The sequence below is a fragment of the Nitrospira sp. ND1 genome (genome assembly GCF_900170025.1).
In the GTDB taxonomy this organism is placed as follows: Bacteria; Nitrospirota; Nitrospiria; order Nitrospirales; family Nitrospiraceae; genus Nitrospira_A.
The window spans coordinates 2,159,252-2,174,646 of record NZ_FWEX01000006.1 but is presented as its reverse complement, the minus strand read 5'-3'; the positions used below and the strand labels follow the sequence as shown (position 1 = coordinate 2,174,646).

Below are 15,395 nucleotides of genomic sequence, written 5' to 3'. Positions count from 1 at the left end.
TCGGACTTAAAGATGGGTACCCGTGAGTAACCACACTGCCGTTGAACACTTTGAAATCTCTCTGCAGACTCCAAGCGGAGAAATCAGCACTGCCGTGGGCGTGCCAACGAGCTTCGTACCGATCACTGCGATTCTCCCGCTCATGCGCAGTCTCGGAGAAGAAGCCCAGGTCCTGGAACAACGCCGATTACTCCAAGCCGGCGAGAGGGTCTCGTGCGAAAAGGGCTGCGCCGCCTGCTGCCGGATGCTCGTACCGATTTCGGTGCCGGAAGCCTTTGCTCTCACCAACACCATCGACCGGCTTGACCAGAACGAGCGGAATCGCCTGCTGTCCAAACTCGACCAGGCCCAGCAACAACTGGCTCGCGCCGGTATCCTGAAACAACTCTCTTCGCTGGCCGATTCTTCTGAGCCGTTGAGTGACGAGGCGATCGAGCCGTTGAACCGGGCCTACTACGCGCTTCGCATGCCCTGCCCCTTTCTCGACAATGAAACCTGCAGCATTTACGCCGATCGGCCTGCAGCCTGCCGGGAGCTTGCTGTCACGTCGCCGGCCACAGAATGTCAGGACATGACCACGCCGACCGTCCAGCCGGTTCCCGTCGCCGTTCGCCTCAGTACGGCTCTGAGCCTGCTCTGGGCAGACCTGACCGGAACAGCACCCAGGCTGATCCCGCTCCCGCTGGCCGTCGATTGGGCCAGACGGCATAAGGAGGAGCAGACCAACCAATGGACCGGCACAGAACTATTCGAGAAGGCCATGGACAAGATCTGGCGGTATCTCAGTCAAGAAAAGGCCCGTCGTAGTAACGCGGGATAGGGCAGACCGCTGGTTTGTCCCTATCACTACCCGTTACCGAAAAGCCCACTTTTCACCACCCATCAATTCCCGCAGGAGGATGAATGCAGAACCCCGTGATTGTGTGTCTGGACCTTGAGGGCGTGCTGGTGCCTGAAATTTGGGTGAACTTTGCCATCAAGACCGGCATCGAAGAGCTCAAGATCACCACCCGCGAGATGCCGGACTACGATGCCCTGATGACACGCCGCCTGAGCATCCTAGATCAGCATGGCCTGACCCTGGCGGACATTCAATCCGTGATCGACGCCATGGGGCCGATGGAAGGCGCAGCCGAATTCATTGCCTGGCTGCGGGAGCGGACACAGGTCATTATTCTGTCGGATACGTTTTATGAATTCGCGCTTCCCTTGATGCGGCAGCTCGGATATCCAACGATTTTCTGCAATCAACTGGAGATTGGGACGACCGGCAGGATCGTCCACTACAAACTCCGCCAGCCGAACCAGAAAAAACATGCGGTGGCCGCGTTGAAGAACCTCAATTTTCGTGTCATGGCGGCAGGAGACGCCTACAACGACACCGCCATGCTGGGAGAGGCTCACGCCGGATTCTTTTTCCGCCCCCCTGACCATCTCCCGAAAGAGTTCCCTCAGTTTCCGGTGACGAAAACGTATGCCGAACTGCAGGAGCAATTTCGAAAGGCAGGGAATCTGAGAGAATAATAGCCAAATGGCTACGAAATCATTCTTCCCCGGCAAAATGGCATTGAAGGGGTCGTTAGACAATAACGAGAAGACGGCTTAGTCGTAGGCCTCGTTCACCACACCCAGCACTCGACGGCCATACCGCTCCACCTTGACCTCGCCGATCCCGGGGATCTCCAGCAGGGCGGCAAGCGTCACGGGTTTGTAACCGGCGATATTCCGAAGGGTCTTGTCATGAAAAATAACAAACGGCGCGACCCCTTCTTCCTCGGCCAGCTCACGCCGGAGTTGACGAAGCCGTTCAAAGAGCTGCGGGTCGACTGAGGCGGTATGCAGAGGCGCCATCGAGCTACCTCGCCCGCTCCCTTGTGGTTTCAGCGTCGACGCTGCCGGATCCTCAGCCTGCTCGCTCAATACCAGAGGACTGATTCCTTTCAACACCTCCTGTCCCTTCCGCGTCAGGTCGAGCGTGGGATACTCCAGTCCTTCGACCTGCAGATATCCCGCATCGATGAGGGCTTTCACCAGATGAGTCAACGCCGTCTTCGACCATGCGTGATACCCCCCATACCCCGGACACTCTTCGGCCCCATAGGTGAGCAGCGCCTTCGATCGACTCCCGCGGAGCATGTCGACAATTCGGCTCACACCGAATCGGCCCATACACCAGGAGACCGCCGCCAGGACAGCCTTCGCGCAGGAGGCCTCATCGCCGACAACGTGCGCACTGAGCTGTGGCGTCACCACGCAACGATCACAAAGCCCGCAGGGCCCAAGGGCCCGTTCGGCCTCATCGCTGAAGTAGTCGAGAATGGCGAGTTGCCGACAGGTCGGCACCGACACATACTCCAGTAAATCCTGTAGCAACGTCTTCATGCGATCGGCGCGTGCTGAACTACCGGATTCTTTCGACGCTTGCTGAATGAAGTACTCCTGAGTGGCCACATCCCGTTCATGAAACAGCAGTAGGCAGGCGGCAGGTCGGCCATCACGCCCCGCCCGGCCCACTTCCTGATAGTAAGCCTCCAGGCTTCCCGGAATATCGAAATGCACCACCAACCGGACATCCGATTTATCGATCCCCATGCCAAACGCATTGGTCGCCGCCAAAATCCTCACCGTTCCCACACGAAACTCGTCATGCACCTTCCGCCGCTCTTCATCCGACAAGCCGGCGTGATAGTACCCGACGGACGACTGCGACTGCCCCAGGCAGGCCGCCACCTCCTCCACCGCTCGACGCGTGGCGCAATAGATCAGAATGGTGCCCGTTTCGTATTCACGCACCACACGATCCAATGTCGCGAGCTTTTCCTGGCGGGACCGGCAGAGGCGGACAGACAGCGCGAGGTTAGAGCGTCGAAAGCCGGTCACCAAGCGAAGCGGGTCCTGGAGTGACAATCGGTCGCACAAATCTGCCTGCACGCGCGCGGTCGCCGTGGCCGTCAAGGCCAGGCAAGGGGGATTCTCGAGTTCCCGGCGCAACCGGCCGATGTTCAGGTAGTCAGGGCGGAAATCGTGCCCCCACTGGGAAATACAATGCGCTTCGTCGACGACGAGTAACGACACCCACAGCGAACGGAGCAGACGGAGAAACCGCTCATGCTGCATCCGCTCCGGAGCGAGATAGAGCAACTGCAACCGGCGCAGCTTGAGATCCAATACCACTCGATCCCGCTCCTGCTCGGAAAGCCCGGAGTGGAACGCCGCCGCGGCAATCCCCCGCGCCGTCAAACTAGTGACTTGATCCTGCATCAACGCAATGAGCGGAGAAATCACCAGGGTCACCCCGGGCAACAGGGTGGCGGGAAGCTGGTAACAGAGCGACTTGCCCTGGCCGGTCGGCATGACCGCCATGGCATCGCGACGGGCCAGCACGGCTTCCATGACTTCGCGCTGCCCCGCGCGAAAGGCCGAAAACCCGAATGTCCGGCTCAGCTGTGTGCTCAGATCGTCCACGATGAGGAAAGAAACGCACGAACGGTGATGAAGATTACGAGTGCGCCGAGTATAAGGCGATCGACTGACTGCGGGCAAGCCAGCGCTCTCACCGTAACCCGTTGCCCCACCCATGCAGGAAAAAAGAAGCCCCGCCGGGGATCACCCGGCGGGGCTTCACTCTTCGAGACAGGCAGGGGATCTCCCTCACGCCTCGCACTATGCAGGTCGCACTCCTAGGGAGCGGTATAGCTGCCGAACTTCGGCACCGTATCGCAACCAGGCCCTTGATCCTGGTTCGCCACGCACAAGTGGCGCAGAGCGCCCTGTGCGGACAAGCGGGCTTCTTTGTGCAAGCGGGCCTTGCCATACTCCACCGCCAGTTTCAACTGACGCATGGCATCGGCACCAACTCCGCCAGACTGAGCCTTGCTGAGCCCATCCTGCAGCTTTGCCGTGGCGCTGTCGATGACGGAACGGTCGGACCCCCATCGCTTCGCCAGATCGACCGTCGTGCGCTTGCCCAAGCCGGGCGCATCAGTCAACTCGACGATGGCATCGTTCACTGCCTGAATCGCATCCGCGACCTGAGCCTGCGCAGCAACCGGCTGGCCGCCGACCGCCAACGCTGCAATGCCCAGCGTTACGAACATGAGTTTTTTCATCATGATCTCCTTTGTCTTGCTTTCGCTCTCAGCCTACGGCACTCAGCGCTGATGGCTGACAGCAATGAGCTGAAGTCTTCTCCTTAGAAGTTCATCCACAACGACATATAGGCCCAGTGCTGATTTTGCGTCTGGTTCAGGGTGCTGGTCAGATAGCCACCGCTGAAAATCGTGCCGTAAGCAGCCTGGAGGGCCACCTTGCCGTCTGCGAACATTCTGGTGTACGCGACATCGATTTCATCACCGATATGCGTCTTCGTGTTATTGGCATTCGAGAAGACATAGCAGCCCTGAGCCCCTCGATACCAACAATCCTTGGAGTTGGCGAGGTTCAGGTTCGTGTACCACAATTCGATATGGTCACGAGCGGAAGGACGAGCCTGCAAGTTGACGGACGGTGAGAGCATGTTCTTCCACGCTTGCACGTCCATGTAGCCCATGTGGATGTGGTTCGTCGGGAAGAAATTTTCAAAGGTATTGGCTGTCTTACAAGAACCCGGCGTCGCGCCGCAGGTATTGTTTCTGCTGTCTCCGGAAGCATAGTCGAGGTTGAACGCAATACGCGTCTTCCACGCCGTGTCATAGAACGTGTAGCCGATCCAGTTTCTGGTCGCCCAGGCGTTGATGTGCAAACATTTCTGTTCGCCCGCGCAGGCCCCAGCCTGGCCCATTTGTCCGAATTGATAGGCGATTTCGTTGCTGAAATCGAACCCGCCCTTGCGCACTTCGATCCGGTTTCCGATCATATGCCGGGTCTGATTCGAGTGCTTGGCGGTCCCAAGTCCCTGCCCCGCGTTGTCCGCCGAACCATAACGGTTCTGGTACAATACATAGAACGGCTCGATAACCATTCCGGGGACCATCTTGATCTGGTTGTAGAAAATGAACATGTCGGCATCGCGCTGGGCATCCTGAGCGCCGGTGCCGGCGATATTCGCTGCACCACTTCCGACTGGAGCTGCCTGACCGAGATCGCTTTCCGAATTACGAAACCAGCCGAAGTAGCTGTCCCACTTCTTGGTCTGATAGGCGAACATCACACCGTCATGTGAATAACCGGTGTTGGCCCAATCGAAGTGGCCGAACAGAGAGTGGTTGCCGAAAATCACATACTGGCGACCGACCTTCACGCTCAAGCCCTGGATATCGGCCAGATTTCTGACCAACATATAGGCTGCTCGGACACCCAAACGGCCTCCGTTGCCCGAACCACCCGCAGCCCCACCATTGTGATTCAGCGGATCGCCGGCGTTCCCCGCATTCACGGCGCTGCCGTTACCGCCCCAGGTGGCGCTGTCGATGATTTCCACATAAAAATTCACGTCCGGAGACAGGTCATAGCCGATGCCCAAACGCATCCACTGTTGCACGAACATGTCGTTGCCCTTGTTGCCGCCGCCGGGAGCGGTTCCGCGGGTTCCAAACGAGTTACATGTTCCGCCGGCCCCTTGGGCGCCGCCGAAGCAGGCATTGTTCCGCATTTCCGGGCGCACACGCAGATCGGCGCGCATCCAGAGATTCTTGATGTCGAAGTTCCGACCGATGACCGGGTCATACAGTTCGTACGCTTCTTTTTGCGGCATGTTGCGAGGAATGGCAGGAAGATTCGTGATACGTTCGCCCGGGGGAAGTTCGAATCCGGCAAAGGCCGGGACTGTCAGACACTGCAGAGCCGTCACTGCCGCAGCGCCGAAGATGGCGGCCAACCGGCCCCACCTGGTCCGTCCATGGATGCGTTTCATAGCGTTCCTCCTGTGAATTGGATGGCAACCCATTGTGTACCCACTCACGCCGGGTGCCGCCTATACATCCAACCGCTATTGCACTACAAAGCCCACTTTGTGTGTGATGTCGGGGGGCTCGAACCTGAATGGTGCCCACCATTCGGCCCCGATCCTCGCTTCATCCTGAAACGAGCTCCTCACACCGTAAGGTCTTGTATTGTTGCTGTGGTCACCTCCCTTCACAGCCGTAGAGCGGATATGAATGGTATTAGGCCTGCTTGGGCAAACCCGATTCCTCTGCCCCGTGCTCTACGCCCGATGTTGCGTGGTTAATCTGTTCTTCCGCTTCCTTCATCGACGACTCGAAATCCTGCTCCACCATTTTCATTTCCTGCTGAATCATGTTGAGCTCCGGCTCAACCGTCTTCTTCAGATCGTCCGCCGTTTCTTTAAATCCTTTCACGGCCTTGCCCACCTGACGCCCGATCTCAGGCAACTGCTTGGGCCCGAAGAGCAGGAACGCAATGACCAGGATTATGAGAATTTCACCAGCGCCAAGACCGAACATGGTGTTCCATACTGAGGGGGGTGTGCTGAAGACCGAGCGGCGGGACTCCGAGATCACATCGCCGTCATTCGGTCTGCATCCTCAGTTTCGCAAGTTACCCCTGCGTCGTCCGTGGCGGTGGAGCCGCACCGGCCTGTTGCGCAGGCGGCGGTGTAGCCGGCTGTCCGGTTTGCTGGATCTGTGCCGCAGGCTGAGCCGGGGCAGGTTCCGCCTCGGTGGCCGTCACGTCAATAGCATCTGCTTCGTGAACCGATTTCTTGAACCCCTTGATTGCTTTACCTAATCCCTCACCGAGCTGGGGAATTTTCCCCGCACCGAAGATGATCAGGACGATGATGAGAATCAGCAACAGCTCCATCCAGCCAAACGAACCAAACATGGTACTGTATGCTCCTTGTTACAGCTGTGTGATTATTCGCACGACGTATATTCACGCACTCACGACTGCAAAGCCCTCTCGTGAAGAACGTCGTCTGAGATGATCTTGCCTGCGAGACCCCATCCCGATTGAATGCTCGCGATGCACGGAGGGGAGACGGGTCTTCTCTTCGAAATCGCGGGAAAGGCTATAGAAATGGAATTAATTAGTCAAGCTCTTTCTCCTACAGACATCACCTGGTGGCCCGTCCTGCCGCACGATCCAGCGCGGGTTACGGCCGACATGCAAAGTGATAGTACTCGACAGGACTCGGAGGCGCCCCGAGCGCCATCAACACCGCCTCGCGTTCATAGCCCAGATTCTCCAACTCCGGTTGTGCCTGGCTCAATTCTTCTTCGGTGACATACGCGATGGTATCGGGAATCCCGTTCGGTTTGAGCGAGAGCAGAATACCCTGCGCCGCGTCGCGCTCCTCGGCCGGCATCTCACTGCGCAACGGGAACTCGATCTTGCGTTGATAGGGACTCTCATAAGTCTCGTTCAGCGTGCGGATGGTTTTGACTGTGAGGCGATCCAGCTCCCAGGGCTGAACCTTTGAGCCGACCATCGGGTGGCAGGCCAGCAAGTCCATCAGCGTCATCACATTCGTCCCCAGCCGGCTCCCGACGAACTCCCGCTGCGTTTCGATCGTCACCGCGTTCAGCCCTAGATGCTTGGCCACAGCCTGAATCAGGGCCAGATTTACCATGAAGCTGTACTGGCCACCGAACTGGCCATAGCAGGGCTTGTCCGGATCATTGAGGACTTCCATGTCAGCCGTCCCGGCATCGAAGCTGCTGAATCCCACGGCATCTTGGGCCAACACCCGCTTCGCTTCCTTCAGGGATGCAAACGCGCCGAGATTGACCGGCACCAACACCTCATCGTCGATCGCTTTCATGAACTCGGTGATCGTCTTGCGATAGGGAACGTCTTTCCAGTCCACCTTGTGGTACTCGCGCTCCCAGATCAGATCGTCCAGAAAGGGCGGAAACTGCTTCAAGCGCTCAATGTCCTTCGCCTCAAAGGCACGGACAAATCCCGACCAATCGGCAATGGCCGCGGCCTTTCGCTCGTTGAGGTTCGGCCGGAGGTGCTCCTCTTCGAACTCGCCCCCCTTCTTCACCATGAGCTTGGTCGCCAACTCGTTCCAGAGTTCGTTGCACAGAATGCGATCAACGGTGCCGTCGGCGATAGTCGCCAAGTCCTCGACCTCGGCGCACAGCGACTCCACCTTCGCCATATGGGGAGCCAGATCCGGATGAGCCCGCGCCCGCTCCAACGCATGGGCCTGGGAATCGACCAACAGATACCGGACTCGTGGATACACCCGCCCGCCCTTGTCGAGACGCTGCAGGTGACTGAGGAAGCATGCGGCCAGATTCCCGTTACCCGGCCCCCACTCCATCACCGTCAACTGTGCTTGAGGAGTGGCGTCGGTGGACGGCGTCGCAGTGGGGCCGTTTGACGTCACACGATTGGCGGCGACTTTCTTGTCGCGTTTGGTGACCTGCTCGAAGTAGTCGGCGGCCAGCGCATGTGCCAATCGATAATCGGCCGAGGTGAATGTCTGATAGAAGCTGCGTTGCTGATCGCCCCGCAGTTGATAAAACAGGGTGTTGATATGGGCCTGCCAATAATCGACCGGCTTATACTCCCCGAGCGGCTGCGGCAGCGCGTCGGGATCCTCTAACTGCGTCATGAGGTGCTGTTCCATGTCTGTCCCCCCGTAGAAAGGAGGAAAGTCTAACAGGAAGCAATTTTCACCCGCAACCTGCCCCGCACGATTCATCGCTCCCGCCTCGCCTCTTAGACCTCCCTCTTACCAAGCGGACCGTCCGGCCAGAGGCCCGGCGCAGAGCCTCTCCTTGACAGGCCGGCCGGGCGGAGTGTACCAAGACGGGATGAGGCAGTTGCTCTGGTTCTGCTGTCCCATCTTCCTGCTCTCCGGCTCCCTTCTCTGGGCCGAGGATCTCCCGCTTACCCGCAATGTGCCGATTCCCGATTTCCAGAACCGCACCGAGAGCGCGAAACCCTATAACTTCGACGCCCCACCCGAAGGAATGTTCCGCCACATCGTGCTCGCCGAAGGGTTTGATGAGGAGCTCGGATTTCAACGAACCCATGAAATTGTTCCCGTCAGACCGACCGAACAGTTCGCCGCCGGCTCCAGACCGGTCTTCATCGTCTTCGAACTCCATCAGCATTACCAATCGTTCCAAGTATTCGGGCGCTGCTACCCGGAGGAAGTGACAGGGCTGGACGGAAGAACCGTGGTCGCTGAAGATGCGATGTATATCGCCTTAGAGGACCAAACCGGCTATCTGAAGCTGTTCCCGACGGAAAGCGGCTGGAAACCAGGACGGTATAAGGTGGAAATCCATGCCGGCGAACAGATCAATGACATGAGCCTGATGGGCACCATGCGCTTCACCATCACCGCCTCCTCAGACTCGGGGGCCCCTGCCAGGAGCCGGTAAACCACGCCCCGCCTGTGGGCTGATTGACGCCCGCGCCAAAGCTGGGATATACCGGGCTACCGGACCGGGAGTTGAGAGCCTGTATCTTGGACACGTTCGGTCCGAGAGGAGCATCATCGCCATGCAGTGGGACATTCTTGCGACCATCCTCCTGACGGCCACCATCCAGTCGCTCTTCGGCGTGGGAGTGCTGCTGTTCGGGACTCCGATCCTCCTCGTGCTCGGCTATGACTTCATCACCGCCCTGACTATCCTCCTCCCGATCTCGCTGACCATCAACCTGCTACAAGTCAGCAAGGACTACCGACACGTCCAGGTGCCCTTCTACCGGCAGGTCCTCACTCTGTCGATTCCCTGCGTGGTGCTGTGTCTCCTGCTGGTCACAACACTCAAGCTGAACATCGGCAGCATTGTCGGGCTCTTCTTGATCGTCGCGGCGCTCAAGAGCATCTATGTGCCGTTCAATCGGTTGATCGAGTCGCTGGTGCGATATGAGCGCACCTATTTCATCGTGATGGGCGTTGTTCATGGCCTGACCAATCTGGGTGGCTCGCTGTTGACGGCCATCATCCACAGCAAACAGTACGACAAAGATCAGACCCGCGCCACGACCGCCCTGTCCTACGGCACGTTCGCGCTGTTTCAACTCGTCACGTTGGGCATCTCCCTCGGTCCTTCTGCAATTGCCACCTCCGACACCGCACTTTACATGGCAGTGGGCGTGAGCATGTTTCTGGCTACCGAACTGCTGCTCTATAGCAAGATGAGCACCGAACGATACCGCACCACCTTCGCCGCATTTCTCTTTTTGTCCGGCACGGCCCTGATCTTCAAGTCCCTCTTCCTCCGCTAACCGGATGCGGAAAAACTCCGCCAGCGGCGTTCTCGCAAGACACTGCCGCCTCACCAACTCGGCGGCGTTCACAAACGTGACGCGCTTTATTCAGCGCGTCGTGAACCTCAGCGGCTCAACGTACCACAAGGGTACGCCTACGCCCCTTCGCTGGCTGCGGCCTTGCTGGACGAACTTTTTGCGCATCCGGCATACACTCTGATGATCAACGCCCCGCATAAGCTGATCCCGGCGTGTTATGCCAAAATCGATTTGTTCGCAGCGTGCTAGATTCAGCAAGGCTAACGGACCTCAGCCCCAATAGAGGAGCACTGTGTTGACGAAATGTGGGAACTCAGTCTAGACTTTGCGCAGTTATAGCCAGTCCACCCGGTGATGGAGTTCACCGAGAACCGCCGGTCGCGATCCTCGCATTCGGCTGATAACTCCTACCAGCGCCCAACGCGGTAGGAGTTTCTGTGAACCAGCGCCCCACAACAACCCCGACCTATCCCCAGTATCAGCTGACCGAGATCCTTCGCGATATTTTCGCCCACCTGGGCATGCTGCTGAAGCTGGAGCGATCGATCCTGGGCATCATCGCCTCGTATGCAGTTGCCATCGGCTTCTTCCTCCTCTGTGTCCCCATTGCCGTCCAGGAGCTCGTCAGCACGTTCTCCTTTGCGATGGAACCCCGCATGATCTTTACACTGGCCCTGTTCGTCGCCAGTTCGCTGACCGGCGTCGCGGCATTCCGTGTGCTGCAGGCGCGCGCAGTGGAGACATTCCAACAGCGGATCTACACGCGCATCGCGATCGGGTTCACACGTCTCCTGCCCCGCCTCCGCGACGATACGTTCGCCACGCCGCAGGCCTACCGGTTCATGGAGGCCGACCTGCTGACACGCGCATTGGTAGCCATGGTGGCGGATCTGTTTAACGTCGCCGTGGTCGGTACCATCGGCGTGACCATGCTGATCCTGTTTCACCCCTTCTTCGTTCTCTACATTCTCGTACTGATTCTAGGCTTTGTGGGATTACTGACCCTCTTCGGGCGCGGCGGCTTCTTCATCACTCTGGAGATGTCCCGGCTCCACTACGATATTTTCGGGTGGATTCAAAACATCGCGCACAATCTTCCCCATCTGCGAGCCGCCGGCGACAGCCCCTATCTCCTTGAACGAACCGATACACTGACCCGCATGTATGCCAGAATTCGACAGCGCCGGTCCGACACACTCACCGGGAGGCAATACAAAGCCGCAGCGCTCTGGCAAGTCGCCGGCCACAGCGGGCTGCTCATCACCGCCGGACTCCTGGTGGCGGACGGACAACTTACCGTGGGGCAATTCGCCGCCGCCGAGGTGTTGGTCGGCAACCTGCTGATCAACATGGATACCTTGGCTCGACGTATGGTCGCGATGTTTTTCACCTTCGTGTCCTGCCGGGAGATGGCCGCGGTGTTCTCCCTGCCCACAGAAGAGGACGGCGCGAAGGAAGACGTGCCGGCGGCACAGTTCGGAGCGGCCGGCATCCACCTGACGTGCCGAAACCTGACCTATACCGGTCCGGATGGCACTCCGATCTTTGAGAACGTGTCCCTCGATGTCGCCCCCGGCGAGAAGGTGGCGGTCCTCTGCAGCACGAACAACGCGAAGACCGCTCTTGCCAAGGTCCTGGCCGGACTACACCCGCCGGCATCCGGGTTCGTCCGGTACAACGATATGAATCTAATAGAAGTGAAACGCGATTCGATCAGCCGGGTTCGCGGCCTTGTCCTCGACTCCCATCCCACGCTGCTGGACGGCACGCTCGAAGACAACATCACACTTGGCCGACCCACGATCGACTATCAAGACCTCCAATGGGCGCTCCGGTTCGTGGAACTGGATCACGAGATCGATGCGTTGCCGCAGGGATTGAACACGCGCGTGTCCAGCCTGGACACCAACCTCTCCATGAGTCAGATCCTACGGCTTCTCATGGCCCGCGCGATTGTGATACGGCCGCAACTACTGATCTTCGACGGCACGCTCCACAACATGCTGCCCGCCACGCGAGAGGTGCTGCTTCGCCGTCTCTGCGCCAAGGACGAGCCCTGGTCGGTCATCTTTCTCTCCAACGATCCGAACTTCTCTGCCTTTGTTGATCGTCGGATTTCGCTCGATTCGTGAGCGCGGCCACACATCTTGAGACGGAACCCTGGACGGAACCGTTTGACCGCCCCTCCATGCGTTTTGTAGAATGTGCGCCGTACACACCGATAAACCGCTGCGTGAAGGAACTGTTCCCGCTCCATGACTGTAGTGACCCGCCCATGGGCTTCCGTAGTCATCCCCATCAAGGATGAGCGCGACAATCTGGTGCCACTGACTGAGCAACTTGTGACGGTCCTGGGCGGCCGGGAAGAGTCGCGTTCGGCCCCGTTCGAATTGATCTTCATCGACGATGGTAGTTCGGACGGCAGTTCAGACGTGCTCGATGATCTGGCCACCCGATACCCCACGGTGAAGGTCTTTCACTTCGACCGGAACTACGGGCAATCGGCGGCTTTCGATGCGGGATTCAAGCAGTCGACAGGGGAACTGGTCTTGACCATCGACGGCGACCTGCAAAACGATCCGGCGGATATCGCCACGCTGCTTCCGCACATCAAGACCTTCGACCTCGTCTGCGGCTGGCGCAAAGACCGACATGACAACCTGACACGCAAGATTTCCTCCCGTATTGCCAACACCGTCCGCAGCGCGGTCACCGGCGACCGGGTACACGACACCGGTTGCTCGCTCAAACTGTTTCGCCGCCCGGTGGTGGAAAAAATGCAGCTCTTCGAGGGCATGCACCGATTCTTTCCCGCCCTCGCCCTGATGCATGGGTTCACCGTCACCGAGGTGCCGGTGCGCCACTATCCACGCACCCGGGGCACGTCGAAATACGGCGTCGGCAACCGTCTCTTCAAAGGCCTGTACGACCTGGTGGCCGTGCGATGGATGCAGCACCGTTGCCTGCGCTACCAATACCGTGCCGCCGCGACGACATCATCGCCTTCGGCCTTGGCCCCCACACGACTATGACACTCGACACCATCTGGCTGATTATCGGATTCCTGGGGCAGGGGATCTTCTTTATGCGCTGGGTCGTGCAATGGATCGCCTCCGAGCGCCATGCGGAAAGTCGCGTGCCGACTGCCTTCTGGTACATGAGTATGATCGGCGGGCTGATTACGCTGGCCTATGCGATCTATCGGCAGGATCCGGTGTTTATCGCCGGGCAAAGCATCGGCAGCATCGTCTATCTGCGCAATCTCATGCTGATTCATCGCCCCAACCAAGCCGATTCCGGCACGGCATCTCCGGCGACAAAATCCTAATGGAACTTCACATGAATGGGCAGCAGCCGTCCTCGCAGACGTCGGCGCAGGCCGACCGGTCAATCCAACCGTTGGCGCTCATCCTCTTGCTGGCACTGGCCGCCGTGCTCTTCTTCGTTGGACTCGGCTCCCTCGGACTGACCGATCGAGATGAAGGGCGGAACGCCGAAGCCGGCCGCGAAATGTACGAAACGGGCAATTACATCAGCCCCACCTTCAATTATGAGCCGCGCTTCGCCAAACCGGTCTTTATCTATTGGCTGATGAGTCTCTCCTATCACGTCTTCGGGGTGAGCGAATTCGCCGCACGATTCCCCTCCGCGCTCTTCGGTGTCGGGTTGATCCTGCTCCAGTACCTCTTCCTGACACGCTGCCGGGGGCCGGTAGTGGGCCTCTTCGGCGCGGCCATGCTGTTACTGAACCTGGAAATCATCGGCCTCAGCCGGATGGCGCTCACCGACAGCGTGTTGATCTTCTTCACCACCTTGTCGCTCTACGGATTCTGGCTGGGTTTGTACGGAGAAGGCCGTGAACGCCACTACCTGTGGTTCTTCTACATCGGCATGGCGCTGGCGACCCTGACGAAGGGCCCGATCGGCTTCCTGATTCCCATGCTGGCGGTAGGGTTGCACCTGTGGCTGACCCGCTCGTGGGGGCTCTTTTGGCGTCATGGATTTCCCATTCCCGGCCTCCTGCTGTTCCTGCTCCTGGCGTTGCCCTGGTACCTCATCATGCTGAATATCCATGGACAGCGATATACGACCTCGGCGCAGGGCGACACGATCGGCCGGTTCTTCGGCACCATGGAAGGGCACGGCGGCACGCTGGTCTTTTATCTCCCCGTGTTCCTGCTTGGATTTTTTCCCTGGAGCGGCCTGCTGCCTTTCGCCTGGTACCAGGCCTATCGCAGCTGGCGGGATTCGAAACGATCCGGCGCCTTGCCTCCGTCGCAGACCTCGGTGCTGGATATCCACCCTTCGCCGCATGCACTCGAATGGTTCACCGCCGCCTGGGTCCTGGGCGGATTGGTCTTTTTCAGCCTGTCCTCGACCCGCTTGCCGCATTACATCGGTCCTCTGTTTCCTGCGGCGGCGATCTTGACGGCGTCCTACTGGAACCGCTGCGTGACCGACCAGGCCACTCCAGGGCTGCGCGCTGCGATCCACACCATCACCGCCGTAGGCTGCATATTGGCGCTGGCCTTTGCTTCATTGCCGCCCCTCTATGCCAAGTTCGCAGGAAAGCTGATCGATGAATTTCCCCTTGCGGGGCAGGTGACGCTCGGACCGGGGCCCTATACCGTCGCTTCGATCTTCCTGGTGGGTATGGGCCTCATCGCCTACTTCGGATTCAGCGAGACGAGACGACCGGCCGTATTCTGGGTGGCCGGCGGATCGCTGGCCCTCGTCGTCCTTGCGACCACACAGTTGATCTTCCCACTGGTGCACCACTTTGTGATCGAACCGCCCCAGCAACTCGCCGAGGTCGCAGGCGTCAATCTCGGGCCCAACGATCGGTTGATCCTCTACGGGCAGCCACGCCCCTCCTTGGTGTTCTATGCAAAGCGGAACGCCATCGTCGTGCCGAAGAATGAAGAAGCGAACATCAAGCCCTATCTGACGCAGCCAGGGCGCACAATGATTCTCCTGCCGGCGGCGCTTCGAAACAGGCTGCCGTTTGAAACCATGGACTACCCGGTATTACTCGAGCGCTACGGCTACATCCTGCTGGCCAACCAATCGCTGATCCATGTGCCGGAAGAGGCAGAGCAGCCGCCGGTTCGCATTCCAGGGCACTGACAGAATGTTGAAAAAGCCCACCAGCTTCGTTCTCGCATCGCACCGAGGCTCAACGTACGGACGAGAGTACGCTTCGCCTCTTTGCTCACTGCGGC

Annotated in this window: 14 protein-coding genes and 1 riboswitch; of the genes, 8 read left to right on the top strand and 6 right to left on the bottom strand. The window is 59.0% G+C overall.

Annotation, left to right across the window (positions count from 1 at the left end; all coding sequences use genetic code 11):
• The first annotated feature begins 22 nt into the window (after positions 1-22).
• Both NSND_RS15030 and thrH read left to right on the top strand, forming a co-directional pair.
• Complete coding sequence (locus tag NSND_RS15030; RefSeq protein ID WP_080879772.1) at positions 23-820, top strand: YkgJ family cysteine cluster protein; 798 nt, start codon at positions 23-25, stop codon at positions 818-820.
• 83 nt (positions 821-903) lie between these two features.
• Positions 904-1,524, top strand: coding sequence for a bifunctional phosphoserine phosphatase/homoserine phosphotransferase ThrH (gene thrH, locus NSND_RS15025; protein WP_080879771.1), 621 nt, complete (start codon positions 904-906; stop codon positions 1,522-1,524).
• A 78-nt stretch (positions 1,525-1,602) separates the two neighbouring features.
• Here thrH and NSND_RS15020 read toward each other — a convergent pair whose 3' ends face one another.
• From NSND_RS15020 to NSND_RS14995, 6 genes are all read right to left on the bottom strand, one after another.
• Entirely contained in the window at positions 1,603-3,465 is a 1,863-nt protein-coding gene (locus NSND_RS15020) for a RecQ family ATP-dependent DNA helicase (RefSeq protein WP_159450808.1), read from the bottom strand.
• A 215-nt stretch (positions 3,466-3,680) separates the two neighbouring features.
• On the bottom strand, positions 3,681-4,112 hold the full coding sequence (locus NSND_RS15015; protein WP_143833573.1) for a hypothetical protein: 432 nt from the start codon (positions 4,110-4,112) through the stop codon (positions 3,681-3,683).
• 80 nt (positions 4,113-4,192) lie between these two features.
• Positions 4,193-5,851: an alginate export family protein gene (locus NSND_RS15010; protein WP_080879768.1), complete on the bottom strand. Its 1,659-nt coding sequence runs from the start codon at positions 5,849-5,851 to the stop codon at positions 4,193-4,195.
• A gap of 250 nt (positions 5,852-6,101) precedes the next feature.
• Complete coding sequence (locus NSND_RS15005; protein ID WP_013250563.1) at positions 6,102-6,401, bottom strand: Sec-independent protein translocase subunit TatA/TatB; 300 nt, start codon at positions 6,399-6,401, stop codon at positions 6,102-6,104.
• Positions 6,402-6,495: 94 nt separating this feature from the next.
• Positions 6,496-6,780 (bottom strand): twin-arginine translocase TatA/TatE family subunit, encoded by a 285-nt coding sequence (gene tatA / locus NSND_RS15000; protein ID WP_080879767.1) that lies wholly within the window; start codon positions 6,778-6,780, stop codon positions 6,496-6,498.
• Positions 6,781-7,051: 271 nt separating this feature from the next.
• Positions 7,052-8,521: an SAM-dependent methyltransferase gene (locus NSND_RS14995; protein WP_235000267.1), complete on the bottom strand. Its 1,470-nt coding sequence runs from the start codon at positions 8,519-8,521 to the stop codon at positions 7,052-7,054.
• 202 nt (positions 8,522-8,723) lie between these two features.
• Here NSND_RS14995 and NSND_RS14990 point away from each other — a divergent pair, with 202 nt between their 5' ends.
• The 6 genes from NSND_RS14990 to NSND_RS14960 all read left to right on the top strand — a co-directional run bounded on the left by NSND_RS14990 (position 8,724) and on the right by NSND_RS14960 (position 15,300).
• Entirely contained in the window at positions 8,724-9,299 is a 576-nt protein-coding gene (locus NSND_RS14990) for a hypothetical protein (protein ID WP_080879766.1), read from the top strand.
• Positions 9,300-9,420: 121 nt separating this feature from the next.
• Positions 9,421-10,152: a TSUP family transporter gene (locus tag NSND_RS14985; RefSeq protein ID WP_080879765.1), complete on the top strand. Its 732-nt coding sequence runs from the start codon at positions 9,421-9,423 to the stop codon at positions 10,150-10,152.
• A 362-nt stretch (positions 10,153-10,514) separates the two neighbouring features.
• Positions 10,515-10,590, top strand: a riboswitch (Fluoride riboswitch).
• A 20-nt stretch (positions 10,591-10,610) separates the two neighbouring features.
• Positions 10,611-12,305 carry an ATP-binding cassette domain-containing protein gene (locus tag NSND_RS14975; RefSeq protein ID WP_080879763.1) on the top strand — a complete coding sequence of 565 codons (1,695 nt, stop codon included), beginning with the start codon at positions 10,611-10,613 and terminating at the stop codon, positions 12,303-12,305.
• Positions 12,306-12,428: 123 nt separating this feature from the next.
• Complete coding sequence (locus NSND_RS14970; RefSeq protein ID WP_080879762.1) at positions 12,429-13,205, top strand: glycosyltransferase family 2 protein; 777 nt, start codon at positions 12,429-12,431, stop codon at positions 13,203-13,205.
• On the top strand, positions 13,202-13,501 hold the full coding sequence (locus NSND_RS14965) for a lipid-A-disaccharide synthase N-terminal domain-containing protein (protein ID WP_080879761.1): 300 nt from the start codon (positions 13,202-13,204) through the stop codon (positions 13,499-13,501). Before NSND_RS14970 ends, NSND_RS14965 begins: the two co-directional genes overlap by 4 nt.
• 11 nt (positions 13,502-13,512) lie before the next feature.
• Positions 13,513-15,300, top strand: a complete 1,788-nt coding sequence (locus tag NSND_RS14960; RefSeq protein ID WP_159450807.1) for an ArnT family glycosyltransferase — start codon at positions 13,513-13,515, stop codon at positions 15,298-15,300.
• The last annotated feature ends 95 nt before the right edge of the window (positions 15,301-15,395 follow it).

Coding starts and splice junctions, on each gene's coding strand:
- NSND_RS14985 (WP_080879765.1), top strand. CDS start 9,421: ATGCAGTGGGACATTCTTGCGACCATCCTCCTGACGGCCACCATCCAG.
- NSND_RS14970 (WP_080879762.1), top strand. CDS start 12,429: ATGACTGTAGTGACCCGCCCATGGGCTTCCGTAGTCATCCCCATCAAG.
- thrH (WP_080879771.1), top strand. CDS start 904: ATGCAGAACCCCGTGATTGTGTGTCTGGACCTTGAGGGCGTGCTGGTG.
- NSND_RS15015 (WP_143833573.1), bottom strand. CDS start 4,112: ATGATGAAAAAACTCATGTTCGTAACGCTGGGCATTGCAGCGTTGGCG.
- NSND_RS14990 (WP_080879766.1), top strand. CDS start 8,724: ATGAGGCAGTTGCTCTGGTTCTGCTGTCCCATCTTCCTGCTCTCCGGC.
- tatA (WP_080879767.1), bottom strand. CDS start 6,780: ATGTTTGGTTCGTTTGGCTGGATGGAGCTGTTGCTGATTCTCATCATC.
- NSND_RS14995 (WP_235000267.1), bottom strand. CDS start 8,521: ATGACGCAGTTAGAGGATCCCGACGCGCTGCCGCAGCCGCTCGGGGAG.
- NSND_RS15010 (WP_080879768.1), bottom strand. CDS start 5,851: ATGAAACGCATCCATGGACGGACCAGGTGGGGCCGGTTGGCCGCCATC.
- NSND_RS15005 (WP_013250563.1), bottom strand. CDS start 6,401: ATGTTCGGTCTTGGCGCTGGTGAAATTCTCATAATCCTGGTCATTGCG.
- NSND_RS14960 (WP_159450807.1), top strand. CDS start 13,513: ATGAATGGGCAGCAGCCGTCCTCGCAGACGTCGGCGCAGGCCGACCGG.
- NSND_RS14965 (WP_080879761.1), top strand. CDS start 13,202: ATGACACTCGACACCATCTGGCTGATTATCGGATTCCTGGGGCAGGGG.